This is a genomic window from Pseudomonas veronii, from assembly GCF_001439695.1.
GTDB classification, from domain to species: Bacteria; Pseudomonadota; Gammaproteobacteria; order Pseudomonadales; family Pseudomonadaceae; genus Aquipseudomonas; species Aquipseudomonas veronii.
Window position 1 is genome coordinate 43,967 of record NZ_JYLL01000011.1, and the last position, 26,076, is coordinate 70,042.

The 26,076-nt window shown below is 63.4% G+C and carries 21 protein-coding genes and 1 pseudogene; 12 read left to right on the forward strand and 10 right to left on the reverse strand.

The genetic code is table 11. The features are described 5' to 3' along the window. Nucleotides 1-6 precede the first annotated feature (6 nt). Nucleotides 7-216, forward strand: coding sequence for a hypothetical protein (locus tag TU80_RS32695; protein ID WP_134939789.1), 210 nt, complete (start codon nucleotides 7-9; stop codon nucleotides 214-216). Nucleotides 217-243: 27 nt separating this feature from the next. Here the strand turns inward: TU80_RS32695 and tcuC are convergent, their stop codons facing one another. From tcuC to TU80_RS15580, 6 genes are all read right to left on the reverse strand, one after another. Then, nucleotides 244-1,539 carry an MFS transporter gene (gene tcuC, locus TU80_RS15555; protein WP_134939790.1) on the reverse strand — a complete coding sequence of 432 codons (1,296 nt, stop codon included), beginning with the start codon at nucleotides 1,537-1,539 and terminating at the stop codon, nucleotides 244-246. Nucleotides 1,540-1,589: 50 nt separating this feature from the next. After that, nucleotides 1,590-2,747 (reverse strand): tricarballylate utilization 4Fe-4S protein TcuB, encoded by a 1,158-nt coding sequence (gene tcuB / locus TU80_RS15560; RefSeq protein WP_057004870.1) that lies wholly within the window; start codon nucleotides 2,745-2,747, stop codon nucleotides 1,590-1,592. Next, on the reverse strand, nucleotides 2,734-4,185 hold the full coding sequence (gene tcuA / locus TU80_RS15565) for an FAD-dependent tricarballylate dehydrogenase TcuA (RefSeq protein ID WP_017846942.1): 1,452 nt from the start codon (nucleotides 4,183-4,185) through the stop codon (nucleotides 2,734-2,736). The genes tcuB and tcuA overlap by 14 nt, the downstream gene beginning before the upstream one ends. A 171-nt stretch (nucleotides 4,186-4,356) precedes the next feature. Then, entirely contained in the window at nucleotides 4,357-5,292 is a 936-nt protein-coding gene (locus tag TU80_RS15570) for a LysR family transcriptional regulator (RefSeq protein WP_017846943.1), read from the reverse strand. A 175-nt stretch (nucleotides 5,293-5,467) separates the two neighbouring features. Next, complete coding sequence (locus tag TU80_RS15575; RefSeq protein WP_046384104.1) at nucleotides 5,468-6,031, reverse strand: cytochrome b; 564 nt, start codon at nucleotides 6,029-6,031, stop codon at nucleotides 5,468-5,470. 62 nt (nucleotides 6,032-6,093) lie between these two features. Beyond that, the gene (locus TU80_RS15580) at nucleotides 6,094-7,548 is read right to left on the reverse strand and encodes an aldehyde dehydrogenase family protein (RefSeq protein WP_057004871.1); all 1,455 of its coding nucleotides are present in this window, start codon (nucleotides 7,546-7,548) and stop codon (nucleotides 6,094-6,096) included. A gap of 283 nt (nucleotides 7,549-7,831) precedes the next feature. On the opposite strand from TU80_RS15580, the gene TU80_RS15585 reads away from it, so the two are divergent. The 6 genes from TU80_RS15585 (at nucleotide 7,832) to TU80_RS15610 (ending at nucleotide 13,778) form a co-directional block, all read left to right on the forward strand. Next, nucleotides 7,832-8,806 (forward strand): helix-turn-helix domain-containing protein, encoded by a 975-nt coding sequence (locus TU80_RS15585; protein WP_046384102.1) that lies wholly within the window; start codon nucleotides 7,832-7,834, stop codon nucleotides 8,804-8,806. 218 nt (nucleotides 8,807-9,024) lie between these two features. After that, a complete protein-coding gene (locus TU80_RS15590; RefSeq protein ID WP_046384101.1) occupies nucleotides 9,025-9,693 on the forward strand; it encodes a GntR family transcriptional regulator in 669 nt (222 codons plus the stop codon). 74 nt (nucleotides 9,694-9,767) lie between these two features. After that, nucleotides 9,768-10,574 carry an ABC transporter substrate-binding protein gene (locus tag TU80_RS15595; RefSeq protein ID WP_057004872.1) on the forward strand — a complete coding sequence of 269 codons (807 nt, stop codon included), beginning with the start codon at nucleotides 9,768-9,770 and terminating at the stop codon, nucleotides 10,572-10,574. Nucleotides 10,575-10,586: 12 nt separating this feature from the next. Next, nucleotides 10,587-11,363 carry an amino acid ABC transporter permease gene (locus tag TU80_RS15600; RefSeq protein ID WP_046384099.1) on the forward strand — a complete coding sequence of 259 codons (777 nt, stop codon included), beginning with the start codon at nucleotides 10,587-10,589 and terminating at the stop codon, nucleotides 11,361-11,363. Between the two features lie 2 nt (nucleotides 11,364-11,365). Further along, entirely contained in the window at nucleotides 11,366-12,145 is a 780-nt protein-coding gene (locus TU80_RS15605) for an amino acid ABC transporter ATP-binding protein (protein WP_046384098.1), read from the forward strand. 22 nt (nucleotides 12,146-12,167) lie between these two features. Continuing rightward, nucleotides 12,168-13,778 (forward strand): gamma-glutamyltransferase family protein, encoded by a 1,611-nt coding sequence (locus TU80_RS15610; RefSeq protein ID WP_057004873.1) that lies wholly within the window; start codon nucleotides 12,168-12,170, stop codon nucleotides 13,776-13,778. Nucleotides 13,779-13,806: 28 nt separating this feature from the next. Here the strand turns inward: TU80_RS15610 and TU80_RS15615 are convergent, their stop codons facing one another. The 3 genes and pseudogenes from TU80_RS15615 to TU80_RS33975 form a co-directional block, all read right to left on the reverse strand. After that, nucleotides 13,807-15,288, reverse strand: coding sequence for an MFS transporter (locus TU80_RS15615; RefSeq protein ID WP_057004874.1), 1,482 nt, complete (start codon nucleotides 15,286-15,288; stop codon nucleotides 13,807-13,809). Nucleotides 15,289-15,354: 66 nt separating this feature from the next. After that, nucleotides 15,355-16,110, reverse strand: coding sequence for a methyl-accepting chemotaxis protein (locus TU80_RS33970; RefSeq protein WP_371928148.1), 756 nt, complete (start codon nucleotides 16,108-16,110; stop codon nucleotides 15,355-15,357). Between the two features lie 102 nt (nucleotides 16,111-16,212). After that, a pseudogene (locus tag TU80_RS33975) lies at nucleotides 16,213-17,406 on the reverse strand (HAMP domain-containing protein); the annotation flags it as partial. 344 nt (nucleotides 17,407-17,750) lie between these two features. Between TU80_RS33975 and TU80_RS15625 the strand changes: the two are divergent. The 4 genes from TU80_RS15625 (at nucleotide 17,751) to TU80_RS15640 (ending at nucleotide 23,478) form a co-directional block, all read left to right on the forward strand. Continuing rightward, on the forward strand, nucleotides 17,751-19,199 hold the full coding sequence (locus TU80_RS15625; RefSeq protein ID WP_046384094.1) for an APC family permease: 1,449 nt from the start codon (nucleotides 17,751-17,753) through the stop codon (nucleotides 19,197-19,199). Between the two features lie 84 nt (nucleotides 19,200-19,283). Beyond that, nucleotides 19,284-20,705, forward strand: a complete 1,422-nt coding sequence (locus tag TU80_RS15630; protein WP_057004876.1) for an aldehyde dehydrogenase family protein — start codon at nucleotides 19,284-19,286, stop codon at nucleotides 20,703-20,705. An 11-nt stretch (nucleotides 20,706-20,716) separates the two neighbouring features. Next, nucleotides 20,717-22,066: an aminotransferase class III-fold pyridoxal phosphate-dependent enzyme gene (locus tag TU80_RS15635; RefSeq protein ID WP_046384092.1), complete on the forward strand. Its 1,350-nt coding sequence runs from the start codon at nucleotides 20,717-20,719 to the stop codon at nucleotides 22,064-22,066. Nucleotides 22,067-22,155: 89 nt separating this feature from the next. Beyond that, nucleotides 22,156-23,478 carry an alginate export family protein gene (locus TU80_RS15640; RefSeq protein ID WP_057004877.1) on the forward strand — a complete coding sequence of 441 codons (1,323 nt, stop codon included), beginning with the start codon at nucleotides 22,156-22,158 and terminating at the stop codon, nucleotides 23,476-23,478. A 27-nt stretch (nucleotides 23,479-23,505) separates the two neighbouring features. Here TU80_RS15640 and TU80_RS15645 read toward each other — a convergent pair whose 3' ends face one another. Beyond that, complete coding sequence (locus tag TU80_RS15645; RefSeq protein ID WP_046384091.1) at nucleotides 23,506-24,264, reverse strand: IclR family transcriptional regulator; 759 nt, start codon at nucleotides 24,262-24,264, stop codon at nucleotides 23,506-23,508. Between the two features lie 261 nt (nucleotides 24,265-24,525). Here TU80_RS15645 and TU80_RS15650 point away from each other — a divergent pair, with 261 nt between their 5' ends. Beyond that, nucleotides 24,526-26,067, forward strand: a complete 1,542-nt coding sequence (locus TU80_RS15650; RefSeq protein WP_057004878.1) for an acetolactate synthase large subunit — start codon at nucleotides 24,526-24,528, stop codon at nucleotides 26,065-26,067. The last annotated feature ends 9 nt before the right edge of the window (nucleotides 26,068-26,076 follow it).

Sequence of the window (26,076 nt, forward strand, 5' to 3'; positions counted from 1 at the left end):
CGGCGCATGCTTGCGCCGGCACTTTCAGTGATTGTTGAGCCCTATATGCCCCCTTGTTGTACCCATGGAGAAGGGGACAGATTTATTTATAGTGAACTGATCGCACGCGCCATCGACGCGGTTACCAACCAGACGCAGCAGGGCGTCCAGACCGTCGATGAGTTGTATACGATCGGCAGTCGCCCGCAAGGCTTGCTGGGGCAATTCAAAATCTGAGGCTGCCCTGCAGGGATACCGCGCTTATCAGGCGTTGACCGTCACCGCGTTTTGCTTGCGATACAAGATCGTCGTCGCCGTGAACCCGCATAACGCCGCAAACATCAGCCAGTAGGCCGGTGATGCCTTATCGCCGGTTACTTGCACCAAAAGGGTGGATACGGCGGGTGTAAAGCCGCCAAACACTGCAGTCGCCAAGCTGAACGCCAGGGAGAACCCGACGACCCTGACGTTCTGCGGCATCACCTCAGTCAGCGCGGCAACCATTGCGCCGTTGTAAATGCCAAAGAAGAACGAGAAGTACAGCAGCACGCTGAGGAGTCGTTCGAAGCTGGCCGCGGCGGCCAGCCAATGCATGGCGGGGTAAGCGGTGCATAGGCACAACAAAGAGATCGCCAGCAATAACGGGCGCCGGCCGATACGGTCGGAGAGTGTGCCGCCGATGGGCAACCAAATGAAGTTGCTCAGGCCGACGAAGAGCGTGACCACCAGGCTGTCGGTGGTGCTCAGGTTCAGTACCGAACGGCCGAAAGTCGGGGTGTAGACGGTGATCAGGTAGAACGTGGTGGTGGTCATCGACGCCAACAGACCGCCAGCCAGTACCGTGCGCCAGTTGTCGCGCATTGAGCGGAACACTTCATTGGCCGTTGGGTGATGCTTGCGTGCTTTGAACGCCTCGGTTTCCTGCAACGAACGGCGAATGATGAAGATGAACGGGATGATCACGCAGCCGATAAAGAACGGGATGCGCCAGCCCCAGGCAGCTACCTCGGCGGCTGCCATGGACGCGTTGATCGTGTAACCCAGCGCTGCCGCAAGAATGATCGCCACTTGTTGGCTGGCCGATTGCCAACTGGTGTAGAACCCGCAGCGGCCCGGCGTGGCGATTTCAGCCAGGTACACCGAAACGCCCCCCATCTCCGCCCCGGCGGAGAAGCCCTGCAACAGTCGTCCCATCAACACCAATACCGGTGCTGCCACTCCGATGCTGGCGTAGCCGGGCACGAGTGCAATCAATACCGTCCCGGCCGCCATGATCGACAGCGTTACGATCAGGCCCTTGCGCCGTCCCACCTTGTCGATGTACGCCCCCAGCACGATAGCGCCCAGCGGACGCATCAGGAACCCGGAGCCGAATACGGCGAAGGTCATCATCAGCGAAGCGAAGTCGCTGGTGGTAGGAAAGAACGTCTGGGAGATGTAGGTCGCGTAGAACCCGAACAGAAAGAAGTCGAACTGTTCGAGAAAGTTGCCGCTGGTGACCCGCAGGATGGCGCCCAGTTTCGAACCCTTGGACGGGGTGTTTTGTGTTGTTGTTTTCATTATGGCTACCGTGGTGATCAATCTTGTTTTTGGAATGACGGTCTTGACGATCAGTCGCTTGCGGCGTTGATGGGGTTGGGTTGACGTTTTTCGATGGAGTATTTGAGCAGCGCGGCGCTGCGGAAGATGCCGTGGGCGAATTTGCTGTAGGGCATGGTCAGGAAAAAAGCCATGACCAGGCCGAGATGGATCGCCAGCAACAGGCCCAGGGCCATGCTTTCGCGAAACGCCAGGAGTGCCAGGCCGCTGGCGCTGACGAGAAACAACAGTGCGATGAAGCCGCGATCCATGGGCTTCTGCTGTTCATCGCCGTGTTCGGCGTTGCGCCGCAGGTTCAACCACAAGAGCCCCGCCGGGCCGACCAGCAACCCGAACCCGCCGACGATGCCGAGCATCACCGGCACGCTCAAGACGGGGTAGGGCGCCGACCAGCCCAGCAGGAAATGGTAGAGCGTGGCCACGCCGGTGGCGGCGAAGCACAGCATGAAGCCGTAGAAGGTGAAGTGATGGAAGCGCCGCCGCCACAAGGTGAATCGATCATCGGCGTTATTGCAGCCCTCGCCGTGGCCACCATCCAGGTACTTGAGCGTGGCCACATTGGCGCTCGCTTCCAGGGCCGCCGATGTTGTTTGCTCGCGGGAGGCCTCGACCGGCGAGACATTGCGCCAAAAGCGCCGCACGCCGATCGCCAATGCAAGCACCGCGAAACCAAACACTGCGCCGAACATCAGCGCCAGGGTGTTATGCGGGAAGATCCCGTAGAGATTCCCCCCGGGCATTGCCGTGAACAGATTGCCCATCATCATCAACGTCAGGCAGAGGAACAGCGCCAGCCCCGCGCCGGATGCCAGCGCCAGGGTCAGCCCGTTGCGCCGGTATAACGTGCCCATCGCCTGCGGCCAGGCGTACTCGGCATATGTGTCGAGGCGGACTTTGGCCATGGCCTTGGGCACATTGATCGCAAATTCATGCGGTGCGGCGTACTGGCAGGCGTGCAGGCACGCACCGCAGTTATGGCAAAGGTTCGCCAGGTAATGGATGTCCGCCTGAGAAAATTCCAGGCGTCGGGTCATGGCCGGGAATACCGCGCAGAAGCCCTCGCAATAACGGCAGGCATTGCAGACCGTCATTTGTCGCTGGACTTCGCTTTCATCAAGGTTGAGGACGGGAATCAGCGTGCCCGGCGCCTTGGGATCAAACAGCTGCATGTTGCGGCTCCTGGGATGAACGGGTGATGAAGCCGGCCGCGGCGGCGGCTTGCACGCCGGCAATGCGACCGAATGCGGTGCCGATGGCCATGCCGATGCCGGCGGTGTAGCCCTTGCCCAATACGTTGCCAGCCATCATTTCTCCGGCGACGAACAGGTTCGGGCTCGCCTGGCCATTGAAGCGAACGGCGGCGGTAGCGTCGGTGGCGAGGCCTAAATAGGTGAAGGTCACGCCCGGCTTGAGCGGGTAGGCGCAGAAGGGGGGCTTGACCAATGGGCGGGCCCAATGGGTTTTGGCGGGCGTCAAACCTTCGGTGCGGCAATCGTCCAGGGCGGTGTGGTCGAACGTACCGACGCGGCAGGCCGCGTTGTAGGCCTGGATGGTGCTGACAAATGGCGCCACCGGGAGCTTCAGCTGGCGCGCCAGGTCTTCCAGCGAGTTGGCTTTGGTGCCCGGAAACACCGGCGGCATGAACCGACCGATGGCTTGTTGGTCGATGATCGAATAGGCCTGTTGACCGGGCTGCCCCGCGACCAGGCGCCCCCAGATCGCATAGCGCTTGGGCCAGAAATCCTCGCCCTCGTCATAGAAGCGCTCGCCGTCGCGATTGACCACCACGCCCAGCGATACACAATCGATACGCGTGCAGATGCCGCCGTCATACAACGGTGCGCGGGCGTCGATGGCCACCATGTGCGCCTGGGTCGGGTCGCCGATAAAATCGGCGCCCAGTTGCTGCATGCGCCGCAGCAGTACGCCGGTATTGAAGCGCGTGCCGCGAATCAGAAAGTTGTCCGAAGGCCACTCGCCGCGCTCGTTTTGCCCCCACGCTTCACGCAGCCATTCGCGGTTGGATTCGAACCCGCCCGCCGCCAGCACGCACGTCCTGGCCTGGATACGTTCGGCGGGCAGACGTTGCCCTTCGGCATCGCGCGCGCTCAGGTGGGCCGCGACAAATGTTCCCCCGTTCAATTCGATGTCGGTCACTTGCGCGTTGTAGCGGATGTTCACGCCCAACCGCTCGGCGCTGCGGTAATACGCATTCACCAACGCCTTGCCGCCGCCCATGAAAAACGCGTTGGTGCGCGCGACATGCAGCGCGCCGGATAACGACGGCTGAAAATGCACGCCATGGGCGCGCATCCAGTCACGGCAGTTCGATGAGGCGCGGATGACCAGACGAGCGAGCTTCTCGTTGGTCATCCCGCCGGTGACTTTCAGCAGATCCTGCCAATACTCCTCTTCGGGGTAGGCCTCGACCAATACATCCTGGGGCGCGTCGTGCATGCAGCGCAGGTTGCGGGTGTGTTGCGAGTTGCCGCCGCGCCAGGCTTTGGGCGCGCCTTCAAGCAACATCACGCTGGCGCCGGCCTCTCGGGCCATTAACGCCGCGCACAAGGCGGCATTGCCGCCGCCAATGACTAATACGTCGATCATCATCACTCCTCGATCGCGAGGAGGCGTGAACGAAGGGCTCCTCGCGAGTGGCGAGACCTTAGGGCAGCGAGCGTTGGGTCGAAAGGCGCGTTAGTGGTTGGGGTGTTTAGTTTTCGTAAAGGCTTTGCGGGTTGCCGCTGGCCCTGAAGCGCGGGCGAGGGCGGCTGGAGATCAGGGCGTGATGTCTTCGATCCACGAGGCGCCCGGCCATTGATGATCGATCACCAGCTGCCGCGCCACATCGGTGATGACCAGCCGCGCCGCGAGTGCCGCGGGCGCCAGCTCATCATCCGGCAGTGTCGCCAACAGGTTTCGCCGGCCGACATGAGCATCGGCGATTTCCACCACCGAAAGCCCCGACTCGCCTTTGAGCGCCACCGCCGCGCCGGGCTGGATGGTGGCCGCGTGGCCGGCGCGTACAGCGTTCATCAACACGGCCAGGCCATCCACCTCCATGATGATGTTGGGCGTCAACCCCGACCGCTCGAACGCCGCCATCAGCGTTGAGCGCAAACCGTGTTGCGCACTCGGCATCACCAGCGGCAGTTGCCCCAGGTCCGCCATTTGCACAGAGCTTCCTTGCGGGGCATCCGGCAAGTGCGGCGAGCAGATGACAAACAGTTTCTCGTCAAGCAGCGGCGTCACGCTCCAGCGCTTGCCCCCTTCAAGTTGAAACAAAATGGCCAGATCGATCTGGCGGGCATTGAGTTGCGTGGCCAGATGCCCGGACAGCATCTCGATCAGGTGCAACTGAATATCCGGATACCGCGCGCGCATCGCATTGATCAAGGGCAGGGCAAGCACCGTGGCCGTGGTGGGCGGCAAGCCCACGGTGACATACCCGCTCATCCGCCCACGGTGTGCCGCCAGGATCGCATTCTCGGCTTGCCTCAAGCACAACTGCGCATGGTGCAGGAACGCCATGCCGGCCGGGGTCGGTGTGACGCCGGTGGTCGTGCGGTTCAGCAGGCGGGTCGAGAGTTCGCTTTCGAGTTTGGCGATCTGCTGGCTCAGCGCCGACACGCCCACGTCCAGCTCAAGGGCTGCGCGGCCCAGGCTGCCGTGTTCGACAATGTTGACGAAATAGCGCAGTTGTCTTAATTCCAAGCGTTACTGCTCCACTTCAAATGAGTACCTGCCTGTGTAACGGTGGGTCGGGGAACGTCAGCCACCACGCACCGAGCGGGCGAGGCGGCGCGTGGTCAGCCTGAGAGGTAACGCGTCGGCCGTCAACTTCCAGCGTTGGGTTCGCTGCTGGCCGGCGTTGTTGGCGTGCGCCAATTCATAACATGCGGCGCAGCACGTCGCTACGAGGGTCTTTGTCGTAGAAGCGGTGCTTGAGCGCACCGGCGATGTGCAACAGGATCAGCCCGAGCAAGGTATACGCAAGTACCTTGTGCAGCCACTGGAAGACGACGAACCAGTCGTCATTTTTCGCCAGCAGCTCCGGCAGGTTGATCCCGAAAAAGAACACCCCGTCGCTCATCGTGTAGGTGCTCGACATCGAGTAACCCATCAGCGGCACGATCACGAGCAGCGCATACATCACGCGTTGCGCCAGTCTCGACACAAACCGCTCATGCTTCGCCAGCGTTCCCGGCGGCTGTGGCAGCCTGGGGCTGTGCAACCGCAGGGCGATCTGAACCAGCACCACCAGGAACGTCAGCACCCCGAAGGACTTGTGCCAGGGGTAATAGAGCTCGAACTTGCTTGCCACTTCGTCAGGCATGCCGGTCATATGCCAGCCGGCCCAGAGCAGGCCGGCGACGAGTGCGGCGCGCAGCCAATGCAACATGCGCAGGGACGTCGGATACCGATCGGTGCTCTGTTCGTCAGTCGGGTTCATCGTGGTCTCTCCATGGGTATCAAAGGCCTCAGCGGCGGCGGGGCGGTCAGGCCCGGTTTTTTTCAGGTGGGCAGCAGCACGGTGATGACCTTCTCCTCGGTGTAGGCCATCGCGCCGCCGAAACCGCCCTCGCGTCCGATGCCACTGGTCTTGACACCGCCCCAGGGCAGGTTGGCATCCAGCGGGCTCCAGCAGTTGACACCCACGGCGCCGACCTTCACCGCCGCGGCCACGCGATGCGCGCGCGCCAGGTCGGTGGTCCACACCGTGGCGGCCAGGCCGTAGGTGGAATCGTTGGCCAGTGCGACAGCCTCGTCTTCGCTGTCGAACGTGATCACGGTGCCGACGGGGCCGAAGATTTCGTCGCGGGCGATCGCCATCTCGTTGTTGGCGTTGGCGAAGATCGTCGGCCGGACAAACCAGCCGCGCTCAGGCGTCGAAACGCCACCGGCCAGCAGAGACGCACCTTGTTCGATGCCCAGTTGGATGTAGCGGTTGACGCGATCGAATTGCGCTTTCTTGGCCACCGGGCCCATCTGTACGCCGGGTTCGCGCGGATCGCCGACCTTGACCGCTCGCGCCGCCTCGGCCAGCGCTGCGGCGAAACGCTCGGCAATGCCGCGCTGCACCAAAATGCGCGAGCCGGCGGCACAGACCTGGCCCTGGTTGGCGAACAACCCGAGGGCACAACCGCGCAGCGCGTCGTCAAAGGGTGCGTCGTCGAAGACGATCTGCGGGCTCTTGCCGCCCAGCTCCAATGCCACGTGCTTGAACAACACGCCCGCGGTGCGCTGGATCTCGCGTCCCGCCTCGGGGCTGCCGGTGAAGCTGATCTTGGCGACGTGCGGGTGTTCGCACAACGCACGGCCCACCTCGGCGCCGTAGCCGGTGACCACGTTGATCACGCCATCGGGGAAACCCGCTTCCTGAGCCAGCGCGGCCAGGTGCAGGGCGGACTGCGGCGTTTCTTCCGAAGGCTTGATGACCACGGTGCAGCCGGCGGCGAGCAACGCCGCGAGTTTCCAGACGGTGATCATCAGCGGCGAGTTCCAGGGCACGATCGCACCGACTACGCCCACCGGCTCGCGGACTGTGTACGAGAGCGTCTTGGTGCCGAAGTAGCCGCCAGTGGGAATGGTGCGCCCCTCCAACTGGTTGGCCCAGCCGGCGGCGGCACGCAGGTTGGCGACCGCGTTGGGGACGTCCAGCCGGCGCGGTTCGAGCGGCGAACGGCCGATGGCGTCGGCGTCCAGGTCGGCCAGCACGTCGGTGTCGCGCTCTACCAGGTCTGCCAGTTTCACCAGCAGCCGCCCACGCTGGGCGCCATCGAGCTGGCGCCAGGCGCCATGTTCGAGTTGGCGCTGCGCGGCGGCTACGGCGCGATCCACGTCTTCGGCCGTGCCGCGTGCGCAACTGCCGTACACCTGTTCTGTCACGGGGTTGACCAGGGCAATGCGCCGGCCGTCGGAGGCTTCGACGCCAGTGCCGGCGATGAAGTGATTCAAATGTTCAGTCATGTTTGAGGCCTAAGTGATGGAGGACCGGTGTGAACCGCTCAAGCCTTGAAGGAGGCCAGTGCCTCGCGGGGCATCCGCGCAGTGCAAGGATTCAGGTATGCCGATCATCCCTATGGCGCGCCGCTTGCCGTTAGCCCGAATTGGCACTTGAGACGGCTGCCGTGAGCGCGCCGCCCCGCGAATTGAGGCGTGCACAAAGGAATGTGCAGGTTTTGCGCTATGTGCGAATATCGCCGGGAAGAATGCTCAAAAAAAAAGAATATTGGCAGAGGCTTTCGGCACCATGAAAAACCCGCTCATCAGCCACTTTCAAGACATCCATGTGCATGCGGCCACCATCGAGGAATGGAGCCAGGACTACAGTCAATTAACCGCGGGTTCGGCTGAGAGTTCGCTCATGCAACTGTCGACTGCCGGTTGCCATGTGTTTCGCGAGCAGATCAACCAGCGCGTCGTGCAACACGGCGCGGCGCCGCGAGGCAAGATGTGTTTTGCGGTGCCGATCACCGTGCCGGGTTCGGTTCGGATGCAGGGGCGGGAGGTGGACGACAGCAGCCTGTTCTTCCTTCACGGTGGCGAGGAGTTCATGTTCCATATGCCGATGGGCATGGAGTTGTTGTCCATCACGTTCGAGCGTGAATTGTTCGAGCAGGCACTGGCGCAAACGGCGTCGGCGAAGGAGGTCGGCCAGTTGCTGCGTCAGCCGGTGATCAGGGTGTCCACGCAGCGCGTTGCCGGCGCTCGTCGGCGCTTGCTGGCGATGTTCTCCCAGGCCCTGATGCACGAAGCGCTCGACAGCACGCGAGACCGCGAGCGGGAGCAGGCGTTGGAACAGGCCATGCTTGGCGAGCTGCTGCAACTCTTGACCGACCCGGCCTGTGACAAGCAGCAACGCAGCCCAAGTTCCACGGGCAGTTTCATCGTCGAGAAATGCCACCGTCTGGCGACGGCGCAGTTGAACAGCGTGCCCAGCGTGAACGACTTGTGCCAGCGCCTGCAAGTCAGTCGGCGCACCGTGCAGAACAGCTTTCGCGCGGTCGCCGAGACCACGCCCCTGAACTACCTGCGCTCCGTGAGGCTCAACGGTGTGCGCCGGACCTTGATGTCCACCCGCGCGTCGGAGCTCTCGATCGGCGATATCGCTGCCCAATGGGGCTTCTATCACCTCAGCCATTTCGCCGCGGAGTACCACGCGCTGTTCGCCGAGTTACCGTCGCACACCGCACGTGCCGCCATCGCCGTCTGCGCGCGGGCCTGACGATCCAGTTGTTACGGTGCTGCCGATCTGCTCACGGATAGTGCATGGACTGTCCTCTTTAGTAGCACATCGTCCGGACAGGATCGGATGGGCGACTGCGAAGTATCCGACGACTACATCTAAATCAATCACTTAAGTCGACAGGCCAGAACCTGGCACGCCTCGTGCATTTTTGAATTTATGGATAATTGGATACAAAAATGCAAAGGTACCGCCGAATGCAATTTGCCCCCGCTTACGTTGACCGTCAGCCCCTGACTGCCGAGGAAGAGGCCTACAACTTCCTGCTCAATGCCATTTGCGGCGGCCGCTACCGCAAGGGCGACCGCCTGATTGCCGAAGACATCGCCAGTGAAATCGGTATGAGCCGCATGCCGGTGCGCGAAGCGTTCCGCCGCCTGGATGCCCAGGGCCTGGTGACCTTGCGCCCCAACCGCGGCGCCATCGTCGGCGGCCTGGATATCGATGAGCTGCACGAAGTCTTCGAGATGCGCAGCGCCCTCGAAGGCCTGGCGGTGCGTGTTGCGGTCGGTCGTATCGGCGAGCGCCAACTGGCGGCCCTGGAGCGCTTGCTGGACGAAATGGACGACTACCGCGACGAAAGCGCCGTGTGGGTCAGCCGGCACCGCGCGTTCCATGAATACCTGTGCAGCCTCAGCGGCCGGCCGCGGCTGATGAAGCAGATTTCGGCGTTGTACTCACTGGTCGAGGCGCCCATGCGCTTGTGGTTGCAACACGGTGAGAAACCCCTCAGCGCGCGCCAGGAACACGCGGTGATCCTCGACGCCATCCGTGCCGGTGACGCGGCGCGCGCCGAAGCCGTGGTGCGCGAGCACATCGAAGGCACCGTGCCGGCGCTGATTCAATTCCTGCAATCGGAACAATAGAAGCGGGCCCAAGCCCGCCTGTGTGTTGACGTTGAGTCCTGCCCCCGTTATTCAACGAACTGGAGTGTCTGGTCATGCATAAACGCCGCGCCTTGCTGGTGGCTCTCTCTCTCGGCCTCTTTACCCCATGGGCCTTCGCTGCGCCCCAGGTGCCGGAGCGTTTGCAGAAAGTCGATAAGCTCATCTACTGCTCGGGGATGGATTCACCGCCCCTGGTGTCCTTCGACGAAACCCAGAAACCGCGCGGGCTCACCGTCGACCTCGGCGTGGAAATCGCCAAGCGCCTGGGCGACAAACAGGTGCAGTGGCGGGTGATTCCGTTCTCCGGGCTGGTGCCGGCGTTGCTCGCCCAGCAGTGCGACATGATTGTCGATCAACTGTTCGACAAGCCCGAACGGCGACAGGTGATCGACATCGTCAACTACATGTATTCCAGCCAGTCGGTGGTGGTGCCCAAGGGCAACCCCAAGGGCATCAAGACCCTGGATGACCTGTCCGCGCACAAAGTGGCGGTGCTCAACGGTTCCACCATCAAGACCCTGTTGGACACCCAGAACGACAGCCTGACCAAGGCCGGCAAGCCACCGATGAAGCTGGTGGTCTACAACACCGACACCGACGCGTTCCAGGCCCTGCGCATCAGCCAGGTCGACGCCTACGGCACCACCGTGGAAACCGCCGGTTACTACGCGGCCATGGCCCCGGACCTGTTCCAGGAAGGCGTGCCGGCGTTCAGTCGCATCCTCACTGGCCTGGGCATGCGCAAGGACGACCCGCAACTGACCGCCGCCGTGCAGCAGATCATCAGCGACATGCGCAGCGATGGCAGCTACGTGCGGTTGCTGGACAAATGGCATGTCAGCAGCGACACACTCGACTGAGGCAAACCTGCGATGAATTTCAATTGGGATGTGTTCTGGCAGTACCTGCTACAGCCCAGCGGGGTGTACCTCACCGGGCTCTGGTTGACCTGCCTTATCAGCGTGCTGGCGATGCTGCTCGGCTGCGTGTTGGGGCTGGCGGCGGCGCTGCTGCGCTTGTCGAAGAACCCGCTGTTGCACCTGCCGGTGCGCTTTTATGTGTGGTTGATGCGCGGTACGCCGTTGCTGGTGCAGATCGTGTTTCTGTACACCGCTTTGGCGGCGGGCGGGATTTTCCGCTTCGAGGACATCGAGCTGTTCGGCCTGATCGTGCCCGGCAATATCCAGGCGGCCATCATCGCCCTGGGCCTCAACGAAGGCGCGTACATGGCCGAGATCATCCGTGCCGGTATCGGCGCGGTGGACAAGGGCCAATACGAAGCCGGGCGTTCTCTGGGCATGGGCTTCGCCAAGCTGATGCGGCGCATCGTGCTGCCCCAGGCCTTCCGGGTGATCGTGCCGCCGCTGGGCAACGAGTTCAACGTGATGCTCAAGAACACCACCCTGGTCAGCGTGATCGGTGTGCAGGAGCTGCTGCTCAGTACGCAGATGATCACCTCGGCGACCTTCCGCGTATTTGAGCTGTACCTGGTGGTCGCCCTCTACTTCTTGACGCTGACGACACTGTGGGGCTTTTTCCAACGCTGGCTGGAGACGCGCTTCAGCCAGTCCGACCGGCCCACCGCGCCGCCGACGGCGTCCAGCCGCCTGTTCGGGCGCAGCACCCTGAAACTGCTGAGGGGACGTTAACCATGGCGCACCAAAGTGAAGAACTGATCATCGAAGCGCTGGATATCCACAAGTCGTTCGGTACATTGCCGATTCTCAAGGGCATCTCGCTGCAAGTACGCCGTGGCGAGGTAGTCGTGCTGATCGGCGCCTCCGGCTCCGGCAAGACCACCTTTATCCGCTGCATCAACCTGCTGGAAGACATCCAGGGCGGGCGCATCCGCGTCAACGGTCGCGCCATGGGTTATCGCGAGCGCAGCGACGGCAGCCTGGTGCGCGATTCAGAGCGCAACATCGCCCGTCAGCGCCGCGACATCGGCATGGTGTTCCAGCGTTTCAACCTGTTCCCGCACATGACCGCGCTGGAAAACATCATCGAAGCGCCGATCCAGGTGCTCGGCACGCCGCGTGCGCAAGCGCTGGAACAGGCCCGTGGCCTGCTGGCGCGGGTCGGCCTGGCGGACAAGGCCAGCCATTACCCGTCGATGCTCTCCGGCGGCCAGCAGCAACGGGTGGCGATCGCCCGCGCGCTGGCGATGAAGCCCCAGGCGATGCTGTTCGACGAACCCACCAGCGCCCTCGACCCGGAAACCGTCGGCGAAGTGCTGCAGGTGATGAAAGAACTGGCCGAGGAGGGCATGACCATGGTGGTGGTCACCCATGAGATGGGCTTCGCCCGTGAAGTGGCCGACCGCGTGGTGGTGCTCGATCAGGGCGAACTGATCGAGCAGGGCCCGCCGGAACAGATCTTCAGCCACCCCAGCCATCCGCGTACCCGAGCCTTTCTCAGCCGCGTGTTATGACTTTTTTTGAAGAGCCTTTGCCATGTTGAAATTTTCTGCTCACGAGTACCCTTATCCGTCACAACGCCAAAGCGTCTTCGCCCGTCGCGGCATGGTCGCGGCGTCCCAACCGCTGGCCGCCCAGGCCGGGATCGAGATCATGCAAAAGGGCGGCAATGCCATCGATGCCGCCATCGCCACGGCGGCGGCGCTCACCGTGGTGGAACCCACCGGCTGCGGCCTGGGCGGCGATGCCTTTGCCCTGGTGTGGTGCAAGGGCCAGTTGCACGGCCTGAATGGCAACGGCCACGCGCCGGCCGCCTTGAACATCGAGGCGGTCAAGGCGGCGGGCCATGAGCGGATGCCGCTGTACGGCTGGACACCGGTCACCGTGCCCGGTTGTCCATCGGCCTGGGCGGAGCTGTCGCAACGCTTCGGCAAGTTGCCCTTTGCCGAACTGCTGCAACCGGCGATCAGCCTGGCGCGCGACGGTTTCCCCGTGTCGCCGGTGGTCGCCCATCAATGGCAGATCGCCCTGAATGAATTCAGCCCCCATCGCGACGCGGTGCTGGACGCCTGGTTCGACACGTTCCTGATCGACGGGCGCGCACCACAGGCCGGGCAGATCTTCCGCAACCCGGCCCAGGCCCACACGCTGGAAGAACTCGCCGCGACCCGCTGCGAAAGTCTCTATCGCGGCGCCTTGGCCGAGCGCCTTGACGCGCACTCCCGCGCCAGCGGCGGTTACCTGCGCGCCAGCGACCTCAAGGATTACCGCGCGCAGTGGGTGGCGCCGATCCATATCAATTATCGCGGCGTGGACGTCTGGGAAATTCCGCCGAGCGGGCAGGGGCTGGTGGCGTTGATGACGCTGAAGATCCTTGAAGGCTTCAGCTTCGATCACCGCGACAGCCAACAGACCTGGCACCGTCAGTTGGAAGCGATGAAGCTCGCCTACAGCGACGGCCTGCACTACATCACCGACCCCCAGCATATGCGTGTGGCGGTGGCCGATCTGCTGAGCGACGCCTACAGCACGCGCCGCCGCAGCCAGATCGGTGAACAGGCGCAGCCGCCCGCGCCCGGCGACCCCCACGCCAGCGGCACGGTGTACCTGGCCACGGCGGACGCCGAAGGCAATATGGTTTCGTTCATCCAGAGTAACTACCACGGCTTCGGCTCCGGCGTGGTGCTGCCCGACAGCGGCATCGCCCTGCAGAATCGCGGGCAGGAATTCAGCCTCGATCCGGCCCACGCCAACTGCCTGGCCGCGGGCAAGAAAACCTTCCACACCATCATCCCGGGCTTTCTCACCAAGGACGGCCAGGCTCTCGGACCGTTCGGCGTGATGGGCGGCTACATGCAGCCCCAGGGCCATGTGCAGATGGTGATGAACCTGGTGGACTTCGGCCTCAACCCCCAGGCGGCCCTGGACGCACCGCGCTGGCAATGGTTGGGCGACATGAAGGTCGGCATCGAACACGGCGCTTCGCGGGACTTGGTCAATGCACTGGCGCGGCGCGGGCATAAGGTGCAGACCGACAGCGACCTGACCGACTACGGGCGTGGGCAGATCATTCTGCGCGACCCGGTCAGCGGCGTGCTGTGCGGGGGGACCGAGCCGCGGACGGATTCGCATATCGCCGTGTGGTGAGCCGCTGATCGAGCCCAAGGGCGCGGTTTCACTGCGCCTGCCGGCTCAGCTTGACCAGCAGTGCGGCCATCAACAGCAGTACCGCCATCGTCACCAGCACGACCACGAAGCCTGCATCAAACGCCGAACGGGCGAACGCCGTCAGCATGGCGGCGCCCTCGGGTGACAAGGTCTCGGCGACTTTCAGCGCGTCGTCGAGGCTCTCGAATGTCATGGGGTTTCGGCTCAGCCATGACGGGATCATCAGGCCTGTCGAGTACGCGTAGATCGCTGACAAGAGGCTGCCTGCCAGTGTCACGCCCACCGCACCGCCCAGTTCGAACGAGACTTCCTCAAGGGAGGCGGCCATGCCGGCCTTGTCGGCGGGCACGCTGAGCATGATAGTGCTCGACGCTGCGGTCAGTGCCGCCCCCATGGTCAGGCCCAGCAGCGCCAGGCTGACGATTTGCAGCGGCACTGCGGCGTTGTACAGCGACACATAGGCCAGCATCGCGGCGGCTGACAGCAGCAATGTCCAGAACAGCATGCGTTGGTTGCCCAGGCGCGGCAGGTAGTAGCCGGCAAGCGGGCCGGCGACGAAGGAACCCAGTGGCAGCGGCAGGATGAACAGCGCCGCGTCCAGCGGCGACAGGCCCAGCACCAGCTGCAGGCGCTGGCTGAACACCAGTTCCATGCCAATCAAGGCGGCGGCGGACACGAGCGCTGCAATCACGGCATTTCTGAATCCGGGCGTGCTGAACAACGACAGATCGAGCATCGGTTGCGTCGCTCGGCGTTGGCGCCGAATGAACAGCGTGAGGCAGAGCGCACCGAGCACGACCGCCACCAGCATGGCGTCGAAGGAGGGCAGGCGTTTGCCGAGTTCCTTGACGGCATACGCCATGCTGATCAAGCCGATCATCACCTGCAGCGAACCCAGCCAATCCCAACGTCGTTCGGGGTTTCCCGGGTGGTCGGGGATCAACAGCACGCCGACGAGCAACGCCAGCAGCACAATCGGCACGTTGATCAGAAACACCGAGCCCCACCAGAAATGCTCCAGCAACAAGCCACCCACCACCGGCCCGAACGCCGCGCCCCCCGAGGCCACCGAGGCCCAGATCCCGAACGCCATGGCCTGTTCGCGCTCGTCGGTGAACGTCAACCGGACCAGGGCCAATGTGGCGGGCATCATCATCGCTGCGCCGACCGCCAGGAACCCCCGCGCGCCGATCAATACGCTGGCCGAAGGCGAGAAGGCTGCGATCAGCGAGCACAGCCCAAATACACTCAAGCCCCCGATAAATAGCCGTTTATGCCCCAGGCGGTCGCCGAGCGTGCCCATGCCCAGCAACAGCCCGGCGGCGATCAGCGCATAGATATTGATGATCCACAGTTTCTGCGACGCCGTCGCACCAAGCTCGCGCGTCAGTGTCGGCAACGCGGTGTACAGCACGGTCATGTCAATCACGATGAGCAGCAATGCGCTGGAAATAATGGCCAGGATCAACCAGCGTCGCGAAGCGGTCATGGGCAGGGCTCGATGGGTAAAGTGTCGAAGGCCGGCCACTGTAGCTCAGTTGTGCTGCATTGCCCCTCACACACGGAAATGGCCCACCAGGTTCTGCTGATGGTTGGCCATTTCATGCAGTGAGTCACTGGCCCTGGAGGCCTCGTTCATGCGCGTGCTGAGTGTTTCGCTGATGCCACGGATGTCACTGACACGCTGGCTGATATCGTCCACGACGGTGCTTTGTTCCAGGGCGGCGCTGGCGATCTGCTGGTTCATCTGCTCGATCACGTCCACGGCCTGGGAGATGTTCTGCAGCGCCGCACGCGTCTGTTGCACCTGGATCACGCTGCTGCCGGCTTGTTCGCGACTCAGTTGAGTGCTGTGTACCACCTCCTGGCTCAGCTGTTGCAACCTCTCGATCACGTTGCGCACCTGTTCGACCGAACTCTGGGTGTTGCTGGCCAGGTGCCTGACTTCATCGGCCACCACCGCAAAACCGCGCCCTTGTTCGCCCGCTCTGGCCGCTTCGATGGCCGCATTCAAGGCCAGCAGGTTGGTCTGTTGAGCGAGGGTGCAGATCACGTCCAGCACCTGGCTGATCTGGCTGCTGCTGTCGGCGAGGGCGTGTACCTGCTTGAGTGTGGCGTCCAGGCGCTGGTCGAGGTGTTCGATGTTGTGTACGGCGCTGGCGAAGACGGCCTGACCGGAGCGGCTCGCGCTTTCCGCGGCGCTCGCGGCGTCGGCGGCAGAGTGCGAGTGGCGCGCCACTTCCTGGGCACTGGCGCTCATTTCATGCAGCGCGGTCGCCGCCAGTTCCACTTCACGGTACTGGCGCTGCATGCCTGCGCTGACCTCCCGGGCAATGCCCGAGGACGTGTCGGCACTGGTGCGCGTGTCCCGCGAGGCGGATTGGATGTCGCGGATGATCGGCTGCAATTTGTCCAGGAAACGGTTGAAACCGTTGCTCAGTGCGCCCAGCTCATCGTGGCGAGCCACCGGCAGGCGCTGGGTGAGATCACCGTCGCCGTCGACAATCGCATCGAGCAGGCTGGCCACCTTCAGCAGCGGGCGCGTCACGCCGTAGGCCGCCAGCCAGATCAGCAGCATGCCCAGGCAACTGGCGAGCAAACCGAGGCCCAGGTTGAGCCAATTGGCCTGGCGGCGTTGGGCATCCAGTTCGCTCTGCATCTGCCGAACGGGGGCCTGCGCCACGGCTTGCGGCACCTTCAACTGCAACGTCCACGGTGGGCTGCCCGCCACGGTCTGGACGGCCTGACTGATGTCGATGCTGGCGCCCGAGACCTCGCCACTGCGCCCGGCCACCTGGCCCGAGTTTGCGACTATGCTGACTGCGCTGGCGCCCTGGTACAGATCCTGGCGCAGGTTGGCCGCGAGTTTCTGCAGGGTGTCGAGGCCGATGTCCATGCCGACCACGCCGATCGTCGTGCCGTTGGCGATCAGTGGAATCGAAATGCTGCTCATCAGGACTTTGCGGCCCTCCACCTCGCTTTCATAGGGCGCCACCACACAGGTGCGGCCCTGGGCCTGCGGGCAGACGTACCAGGCGTTTTCCGGCTCACTGCCCGTCGGCGCATGGTTGGCGGTGATTTGCGGCTCGGTGAGTACTTCCTGGACCAACTGCCCCGGTTGGCTCTGCGACCAATACAGCGCGAACCGGCCTGTTTCGTTGCCTGCCAACGCACGTTGCGCGGTGAACTGCGCGTCGGCACCCGCCAGCGCATCGGGCAGCAACACCACGTACAGGCCGAGCACTTTGTCGCGCTTGAGCAGTGTCTGGCGAGTAATGTTCACCAGTGTCTCGCGCAGTTGTGTCGCCGAGAGGTGGCCATTGAGGGTTTGTTCGCGCAGTTGCAGGACCTGTTGCGCGAAGCCTTCGCCATACAGCGCCGTCTCATTGAAAAACCGCGCGACCTGCTGACCGTGGGCAACCGCCTGGGCCTGCAAGTGCTCCGTGGCCGCTTGCGCCAGCAACTGAGTGCTGCGTGCCTTGAGCAGTTCTGCACTTTGTTGATTCTGGTACAGCGAGGCGCCGGTCAATGCGGCGACAACGGCCAGCAGGCACAGCCCGCTCAGGAGTGTGATGCGCCATTGAATAGTCAGGTGAGCAAAAGGCATGGCTGGGGGTTCCTGCGCGTGAGGGCTCTATGGGCTGTAATAGCCTGGTGGGCGCCGTCGTTTCTTATTGTTGCTAGCCGACATCCGGGCATAGCACGGCGACCCTAGAGTGCAGGGATGAACATCCGGGGGGTTATCCCAAATCGGCGGGGAACGGTGCTGGACGCTGAACTGTTTTGGGGCGGTGCAGGCGATGCTACCGATTTGGGATAGCGAGGGGTTTGTAGGGGGGCATAGGATCGAATACAGCGTGCAAGCCAAAAAATAAAAGCGCTACCCGGTGCCGATAGAGCCTTGATCGGAGCCACCCCACAGCGACTGCCTCATACAATAAGGTCAATAACATGAGTGTATCTATTCAGGTCAACAGCTCCACGGAGTTGAAGCGAGGCGCCCTGGGTGTCGGCTTCATCATCTTTTTCGTGGTTTCGGCGGCGAGTCCGCTCAGTGTCATCGCCGGCGGTTTTCCGATTGGCATCATGCTGGGTAACGGTGCCGGCACCCCGGCATTGCTGCTTCTCGCCTTGCTGGTGCTATTGGCGTTCTCGGTGGGTTACACCACCATGTCCCGGCACCTCACCAACGCTGGCGGTTTCTATGCCTTCACCTCGCGTGGCCTGGGCGGTTTGGCCGGGGGCTCGGCGGCGGTGTTGGCGATGTTTGCCTATAACATTCTCCAGATCGCCCTGTATGGCATGTTCGGCGGCGTGGTCAGCGGCACCATGGAGAGCGTGGTTGGCCTGGTGTTGCCGTGGTGGTCGTATTCGCTGATGGCGATGGCCAGTATTGCGGTCCTCGGTTATCGCAAGATTGATCTGTCGGCCCGGGTATTGTCGGTCGTGGTGATCGCCGAGTACCTGGCGATCCTCACCCTCGACTTCGCCATTCTCAAGAGCGGCGGCGACAGCGGGGTCAATCTCGACGCATTCAGCAGCCAGCATGTGTTCAGCGGTACGCCGTCGATCGGCCTGCTGTTCTGCTTCGCCGCCTTCATCGGCTTCGAGGCCACGACGATCTACGGCGAGGAAGCGAAAAACCCGCAGCGCACCATTCCGATTGCCACCTACTGTTCGGTGCTGTTGATCGGTGGGTTCTATGCGCTGTCGGTCTGGGCGATGGTGGTGGGCGTGGGCGCGGACAAGATCGTGCCGATGCTGCAGGCATTGCAGGACCCCACGACCTTTATCTACGGCATGTCCGATCACTTCGTCGGGCCTTACCTGACCCAGATCATCCGCGTGCTGTTCATGGTCAGTATCTACGCCGGGCTGTTGGCATTCCATAACGCCGCCGCGCGCTACTTCTACGCGATCGGCCGCGACGGCCTGCTGCACAGTCTGCTGGGCACCACGCACCGCGTGCATCAGAGCCCGCATATGGGCTCGGCCTTGCAGAGCCTGATCGCGGCGGTGGTAGTGCTGATCTTCGCCGCCTTGGATGCGGACCCGATCCTGCAACTGTTCGCCTGGTTCTCCAACCTCGCCACCCTGTGCGTGATTTTGTTGATGGCGATGACCTCGGTCGCGGTGTGTGTGTATTTTCACCGGCATCCCGAGCTCAACGTCAGCGTTTTGCGCGGGCGCATTCTGCCGGGGATCTCCTGCCTGGCATTACTGATGGTGCTGGTACTGGCGGTGGCGCATTTCGATGTGCTCACGGGCGCCAGCAAGCTGTTGTCGTACAGCCTGTGCGCCGTCATCCCCCTGGCCCTGCTCGGCGGCATCTTTCTCGCCGCGCGCTTGCGCAAGGTATCGCCCCAGCGGTTCCTGGCGTTGGGCAGCCACAAGCTCTAAGGCATCAACCCGGTACAACTCTACTGCGAACTGTGCGCTTGTCGGTGTCCGACAAGGCGTGCCTGCGTTAAAGGAAAATTGCACATGCACCATTACACGATGCTGATCAACGGGGTTCAGGTTGCCGGTGAAAACGGGCAGTTTGACGTGATCAACCCAGCCACCGGCACCGCATTCGCACAGTGCCCGGCCGGTTCCCTGGCGCAACTGGACCAGGCGGTGGCGGCTGCCCAGGCGGCCTTCAAGACGTGGCGGCACAGCACTCACGCGCTGCGTTGCGAGCGCCTGCTGGCGATTGCCGAGGCGATCGAACAGGATGCCGACGCCCTGGCCCGGTTGATCGTTCTCGAACAGGGCAAACCGCTGGAGCTGGCGTTGTCCGAAGTCATGGGCGCCGCCGCGTGGACCCGCTATGCCGCCGCGCAACAGATCCCCGTGGAACTGGTGGAAGAAACCCCCACCCAGCGTGTCGAGTTGCACCGCAAGCCGCTGGGCGTGGTGGCTTCCATCACACCGTGGAACTGGCCGGTGATGATTGCCGTGTGGCACATCATGCCGGCGTTGCGTGCTGGCAATTGCGTGATCAGCAAGCCCTCGAGCCTGACGCCATTGAGCACCTTGCGCCTGGTGGACATCATCGCTCGGCATGTGCCCCACGGGGTGATCAATTGCGTGACCGGTGAGCAAGGTTTCGGCAGCGCGATCACCACCCACCCCGGTATCCAGAAGATCGTCTTCACCGGCTCGACCGCCACCGGGCAAAGCGTGATGCGCGGCGCTGCCGGCAACCTCAAGCGATTGACCCTCGAACTGGGCGGCAACGATGCCGCCATCGTACTGCCGGGCACGCCGGTGGAAGAGGTCGCCGAAGCGATTTTCCAGGCAGCGTTCCTCAACATGGGCCAGACCTGTGCGGCCCTCAAGCGTTTGTACGTTCATGAGTCCCAGTACTCGGCGTTTGCCGATGCATTGACGCGCATCGCCGCACGCCAGGTCGTCGGTGACGGCCTGGCGCCGGGGGTCACGTTTGGTCCGGTGCAGAACCTGGAGCAACTGCAACTGGTCGAGGCACTGGTCGCCGATGCGCGCGAACACGGCGCGCGGGTTCTGTGCGGCGGCGCACGCCTGGAGCGTCCGGGGTTCTTTTATCCACCCACGCTGGTCGCCGATGTCACGGACGGCCAGCGGCTGGTCGACGAGGAGCAGTTTGGCCCGGTGTTGCCGTTGATCGCCTATCAGGATGTGGAAGACGTGCTGCGTCGCGCGAATGCGGGCGACATGGGCTTGGGCGGCTCGGTCTGGGGGCCGGACGTCGAACAGGCGACGGCCTTGGCCAGCCGTCTGGAAAGCGGCGTGGCATGGGTCAACTGCCATGCCCGCATCCAGCCGAACACGCCGTTCGGCGGCAGCAAGATGTCCGGGTTCGGTGTCGAGTTCGGCCTTGAAGGGCTGCTGGAATTCACCGGGCAACAGCTGTTGTTTGTCCACAACCGTGACGCTGAGTAAGGGCCTGAGCCATGTACGAAAAATACAAAACTGCGCAGAAGAAATTCTGGCATCCGATGAGTTCCAGCGCCCCGGCGCAGCGTGCCAAGACCTTGATCATTGCCCGTGGCGACGGCAACTACATCACCGACATCGACGGCCAGCGCATGCTCGACGGCGTGGGCGGCCTGTGGAACGTCAACATCGGGCACAACCGTGCGTCGGTCAAGGCCGCGATTGCCGCGCAACTCGACGAACTGGCGTATTACCAGACCTTCGACGGCATTGCCCATCCGCGGGTGTTCGACCTGGCCGAGCGGCTGACGTCGATGTTCGCCCAGGAGCAGATGACGCGTGTGCTGTTCAGTTCCGGTGGCTCCGATGCGGTGGAGACCGCACTGAAAATGGCCCGCCAGTACTGGATCGCCAGCGGCGAGCCGGGGCGCACGCGCTTTTTGTCCCTGCGCAACGGTTATCACGGCGTACACATGGGCGGCACGTCAGTGGGCGGCAATGGGGTTTATCACTACAACCACGGGCCGTTGTTGGCCGGATGCCATTTGCTCGACACCCCATGGTTGTATCGCAACCCTTGGGACTGCCGGGACCCGCAAGCGCTGACCGCACACTGCATTCGCCAGCTTGAAGATCAGATCGCCTTGCTGGGCGCGCAGACCATCGCCGCGTTGATCGCGGAACCGGTGCAAGGCGCCGGCGGCGTGATCGTGCCGCCGGACGACTACTGGAAGCGCCTGCGTGAGGTGTGCGACCGCCACGGCATTCTGTTGATCGCCGACGAAGTGGTCACCGGTTTCGGTCGCTCGGGCTGCATGCTCGGCAGCCGCGGCTGGGGTGTCGCGCCGGACATGCTGTGCCTGGCCAAAGGCATCACCGCCGGTTATATCCCGCTGGGCGCAACGATGTTCAATCAGCGCATCGTCGACGCGATTGAGCACGGCGAAGGCTTCAGCAACGTGATCATGCACGGCTACACCTACAGCGGGCATCCGACCGCCTGCGCGGCCGCCCTGGCGGTGCTGGATATCGTCGAAGCCGAGGACCTGCCGGGCAACGCCGCCAAGGTCGGCGGGCAATTGCTCGAACAGCTGCAAGCACTGACCGAGCGTTACGCCGTGGTCGGTGAAGTGCGCGGCAAGGGCCTGATGATTGCCCTCGACCTGGTGGCGGACAAAACCACCCGCGAACCGCTGAACCCGGCGGCCGGGCAGCCTTTGCGGATCGCTGACGCGGCACGCCGCGCCGGGGTGCTGGTGCGGCCGATCGGCAACAAAATCGTTCTTTCGCCACCGCTGACCCTCACGGGCGGGGAGGCCGAATTGATCGTCGCGGCGCTGGACACCGCGCTCGCCGCTTGCGGCTAGCCCTTGCGAGCCTGGCGCAGCGCGGCTGCGCCAGTGTTATGCGAATACCTAAGACAGCCTTTGAAGGTGCACCTCAAGGAGTTTCAACCATGCGGTATCCATCCCCTCCCTTTCGCCGCAGCACCCTGGCTGCCACATTGGCGCTTTGCGCCGTCGGCCAGGCCCATGCCTATGAGGTTTACAGCGACGAGAGCCGGCATCTCAACGCCGATATGACCGCCGTATTCGGTCAGTTCAACAGTCGCAAAAACTATGACGGCGCCCCGGGCGGTTCGACCTGGCGCGAAGGCTTCATCAAATACGGCTTGAGCGGCGACCAGGCCCTGGCAGGCAAAGGCACGGCCTATGGCGCGTTCGCGCTGGTCAGTTCCGCGACCTGGGGCGACGGTGATCCGGCCGGCAATACCCTCGGCACCGAACACACCACGAAAATTGAAGACGCTTACCTCGGTTGGCGTTCCGGCGACCTGTTTCCGGCACTGGGCAAGGACGGCGTGGATATTTCCGGTGGGCGCCAGGTGGTCAAGATCGGTCGTGGTTTCCTGATCAACGACGACGGGCCGAACCTGGGCAAGGGCCCGGCGGATGGCGCGCTGAACCGTGGTGGGGCCTTTTACCTGGCGGCGCGGCATGCCTTCGATCAAACCGCGGTCCTGCGCCTGGGCGGGCAGGAGGGCGTGCATGGCAGCGTGTTGTGGCTCAAGTCCGACAACCGCGCCCAGGCGGAAACCGAACTGGCCGCCGGCACCCTGGACTACACCGCCAAGCCCGGCACCCTGGGGTTGACCTGGGTGCATGGCATCGATGTGAACGAGCGCTGGGCCAGCGATTTTCAGCGCCAGCGCAAGGGTATGAACGTCTACAGCGTGCGCGGCGAAGGCGATGCCGGGCTGCCGAACGTCAGCCTGGCATTCGAGTATGCCTGGCAGGACAAAGACGCCGGGCCTGAAAAAGCCTGGTACGGCGAAGCCGGCTACACCTTTGCCGACATCGCCTGGGCGCCGAAGCTGACCTACCGCTACACGCGCTATTCGCAAAAATGGGACCCGCTGTTCACCGGGCTCAGCACGGGTTACGGCACCTGGTTCCAGGGCGAGGTGGCCTCCAACTATGCCGGCCCGTTCAACAGCAACACCGGTATCCATCACGTCGGTCTCAAGGCAACGCCATTGGAGAACCTGACGGTCGGCGCGCTGTACTTCGACTTCGACACGTTGCGCAAAAGCAATGCGCTGAACCTCGATGCGCGGGAGCTGGACGTCTACGTCGAGTGGGCCGTCAACCCGCACCTGATCGTCACGCCGCTGATCGGCCTCTACAAGCCGAAGCAGGACTCCACCAGCGGCGGCAACCAGACGGTCGGCAATGGCACCAACCTGTACAGCCAATTCACGGTCGCGGTGCCGTTCTGAGGTTGACGGCCGTCGCGTTCCTGACCCTCAGGACGCGGGGGCGCTCGGTGGGTTGCGCATGTTTTCGGCAATTCGCCGTGTGGTGTCCATCACCATTTCGATCACGGTTTCCTGACGTAGCAGCTTGAAGCTCTGGCTGCTGCCGACGGCGGACAGACTGCCAACCACCTCGTCCATATCCGGCCGGATGATGGGCGCGGCGATACCGGTCAGGCCCAGGTTGAGTTCGTCGTGGGTCAGGCAGTAGCCGTCCTTGCGGATCTTTTTCGCGGCCTTGGAGAAGCTGGCCCAGTCGTATGGGCTGTCCGGGTCGTTGGCCATGTGTTCTTCGAACAGGCGTTGCAAGCGTCGACCTTTCTGAAAGGCGATCAGCACCTTGGATTGCGCGCCGCGAAAAAACGGCAGCGGGTGTCCGCGGCCAAAGGAGAAGTGGTAGGTGTCGCTGGGTTCGGCGATGTAGGTGTTGATGATGCGCCCGTCATAAAAAACGCTGGCGAACACGGCCAGGCCGGTCTGGGCGGACAGTTCGTGCATCAGCTCGCGCCCGGCGAGGAGGATGGGGTCGTACTGGCGCATCATCCAGTCCAGTTCGATCACGCGCGGCCCCAGGCCGTAGCTGCCGGCATCCACGCGGGTCAGCAGGCCGGCGTCACACAGGTCCTTGACGTAGCGATACACGGTGGCGCGCGACAGGCCCATGCGCTCGGCGATGGTGTCCGGATCGATCTTCAACGTCTGCGGACCGAACAGGTCCAGGACACTCAACAACTTGCTCAGACTGCTCATTTCGTTCCTAGAAAAGGGGATGGCACGCGGGTGAGCACTATAGGCACGCCCGCCCGCGCTGAAAAGACGGCCGGCCCGAGGGGGGCCGTCACGCCACACTATCGCAGTTAAGCGAAAAAGCAATCGTCGCAGCACTTTTCATAACCGATTAATTGGCATTTATCTCATAAGTAGAGACAAATGGTAAAAAACAGCTTGTTTGATGTGATTTTATGTGTGATAAATCTCATCAAAGAAGATGCTCAAGCGAGAGGGCTGATAATGAATGGTGCGCAACTGATAGTGAATGCGGCAGCGGCAAGCGGTATCGAGTACTGCTTCGCCAACCCGGGAACCACGGAGATCCCGCTGGTGGCGGCCATGGCCAGCGCGCCCGCCCTCAAGCCGGTGTTGTCGTTGTTCGAAGGCGTCTGTACCGGAGCGGCGGACGGTTACGGCCGCGTCGCCGGCAAGCCCGCGATGACGCTGACTCACCTGGGCCCGGGGTTTGCCAATGGCATCGCCAACCTGCACAACGCGCGGCGCGCCAACACGCCTATCGTCAATGTGATCGGTGACCACGCCTCATGGCACGTCAACTACGACCCGCCCCTGGCCAGCGATATCCAGGCCCTGGCCGGCACCGTGTCCGGCTGGGTTCGCACGTCGCGCACCGCCTCGGCGATCGGTGAGGACCTGCAGGAAGCCGTGCGTGCCGCCTGGCAAGCCAAGGGCCAGATCGCCAGCCTGATCCTGCCGATGGACCTGCAAGCCGCCGCGGTGACGCACAACGGTGTGTTCACGCGGATGCAGGCGCCGATCCGCCGCTTTGCCGGCGACCGTATCGAAGCGGTGGCGCAGGCCTTGCGTGATGGTCAGCGGCTGGTCTTCATCGTCGGTGATCAAGGTTTGTCGGTTGCCGGCCTGGAAGCGGCAGGGCGTCTGGCGCAATTGCCCGGCGTGCGGCTGTTCGCCGAAACCTTTCCCCGGCTCAGCTACCGGGGCGGCGGTCTGCCGGACCTGGACCGCCTGCCGTACTTCCCGGAAGTGGCCATCGAGATCCTCGAGCAGTACGACAAGGTGGTCTGTGCCGGTGTCCCGGAACCCATCAGTTACTTCGGCTACGAAGGCATTCCGTCGCGGCTGGCCGAACGTGAGCGCTTGCTGTCGCTGGCCGAAGTCGGCGACGACGTGGCCGGGGCGTTGACCGCGCTGGCCGACGCGCTGAATGCACCGGCTTATGTGCCGACCCCGCGGGGGATCGAGCTGCCGCCAGGCGAGGCCGCGTTGACGCCGCAGTCGGTCGGCCAAGTGTTGGCCGCAGCGCTGCCGGACGACTGCATTGTCTCGGTCGAAGGGGGCACTTGCGGCTATCCGTTTTTCACCGCCTCCGCCAGTGCGGCGCGGCACCGTGTGTTGACCAACACCGGCGGCGCGATTGGCCAGGGCATTCCGGTCGGGTTCGGCGCCGCGCTGGCGGAGCCCGGTACCCGGGTGTTTTGCCTGCAATCGGACGGCAGCGCGCAGTACACCATTCAAACCCTGTGGAGCATCGCCCGCGAGCAATTGCCGGTGGTGATCCTGATCGCCGCCAACCACCGTTACGCGATCCTGCAGAACGAACTGCGCCGTTTCGGCATGACCGAACTCGACCCGCAAGCCCTCAGCCTGACCGTGCTGGACCGTCCGCGGATCGACTGGAAAGCCCTGGCCACCGGCTACGGCGTGCCGGCCCGTACCGTACACACCAATGCCGAACTGCAACGGGCGCTGGCCAATGCCGCCGCCGATGCGGGCCCTTGCCTGATCGAAATGGCACTGTGAAGGAGTCGA

What these genes read in the sequence shown, in the direction of transcription:
- TU80_RS32695 (WP_134939789.1), top strand. Translation starts at nt 7, where the DNA reads ATGCTTGCGCCGGCACTTTCAGTGATTGTTGAGCCCTATATGCCCCCT.
- tcuC (WP_134939790.1), bottom strand. Translation starts at nt 1,539, where the DNA reads ATGAAAACAACAACACAAAACACCCCGTCCAAGGGTTCGAAACTGGGC.
- tcuB (WP_057004870.1), bottom strand. Translation starts at nt 2,747, where the DNA reads ATGCAGCTGTTTGATCCCAAGGCGCCGGGCACGCTGATTCCCGTCCTC.
- tcuA (WP_017846942.1), bottom strand. Translation starts at nt 4,185, where the DNA reads ATGATCGACGTATTAGTCATTGGCGGCGGCAATGCCGCCTTGTGCGCG.
- TU80_RS15575 (WP_046384104.1), bottom strand. Translation starts at nt 6,031, where the DNA reads ATGAACCCGACTGACGAACAGAGCACCGATCGGTATCCGACGTCCCTG.
- TU80_RS15580 (WP_057004871.1), bottom strand. Translation starts at nt 7,548, where the DNA reads ATGACTGAACATTTGAATCACTTCATCGCCGGCACTGGCGTCGAAGCC.
- TU80_RS15585 (WP_046384102.1), top strand. Translation starts at nt 7,832, where the DNA reads ATGAAAAACCCGCTCATCAGCCACTTTCAAGACATCCATGTGCATGCG.
- TU80_RS15590 (WP_046384101.1), top strand. Translation starts at nt 9,025, where the DNA reads ATGCAATTTGCCCCCGCTTACGTTGACCGTCAGCCCCTGACTGCCGAG.
- TU80_RS15595 (WP_057004872.1), top strand. Translation starts at nt 9,768, where the DNA reads ATGCATAAACGCCGCGCCTTGCTGGTGGCTCTCTCTCTCGGCCTCTTT.
- TU80_RS15600 (WP_046384099.1), top strand. Translation starts at nt 10,587, where the DNA reads ATGAATTTCAATTGGGATGTGTTCTGGCAGTACCTGCTACAGCCCAGC.
- TU80_RS15605 (WP_046384098.1), top strand. Translation starts at nt 11,366, where the DNA reads ATGGCGCACCAAAGTGAAGAACTGATCATCGAAGCGCTGGATATCCAC.
- TU80_RS15610 (WP_057004873.1), top strand. Translation starts at nt 12,168, where the DNA reads ATGTTGAAATTTTCTGCTCACGAGTACCCTTATCCGTCACAACGCCAA.
- TU80_RS15615 (WP_057004874.1), bottom strand. Translation starts at nt 15,288, where the DNA reads ATGACCGCTTCGCGACGCTGGTTGATCCTGGCCATTATTTCCAGCGCA.
- TU80_RS33970 (WP_371928148.1), bottom strand. Translation starts at nt 16,110, where the DNA reads ATGCAGCGCCAGTACCGTGAAGTGGAACTGGCGGCGACCGCGCTGCAT.
- TU80_RS15625 (WP_046384094.1), top strand. Translation starts at nt 17,751, where the DNA reads ATGAGTGTATCTATTCAGGTCAACAGCTCCACGGAGTTGAAGCGAGGC.
- TU80_RS15630 (WP_057004876.1), top strand. Translation starts at nt 19,284, where the DNA reads ATGCACCATTACACGATGCTGATCAACGGGGTTCAGGTTGCCGGTGAA.
- TU80_RS15635 (WP_046384092.1), top strand. Translation starts at nt 20,717, where the DNA reads ATGTACGAAAAATACAAAACTGCGCAGAAGAAATTCTGGCATCCGATG.
- TU80_RS15640 (WP_057004877.1), top strand. Translation starts at nt 22,156, where the DNA reads ATGCGGTATCCATCCCCTCCCTTTCGCCGCAGCACCCTGGCTGCCACA.
- TU80_RS15645 (WP_046384091.1), bottom strand. Translation starts at nt 24,264, where the DNA reads ATGAGCAGTCTGAGCAAGTTGTTGAGTGTCCTGGACCTGTTCGGTCCG.
- TU80_RS15650 (WP_057004878.1), top strand. Translation starts at nt 24,526, where the DNA reads ATGAATGGTGCGCAACTGATAGTGAATGCGGCAGCGGCAAGCGGTATC.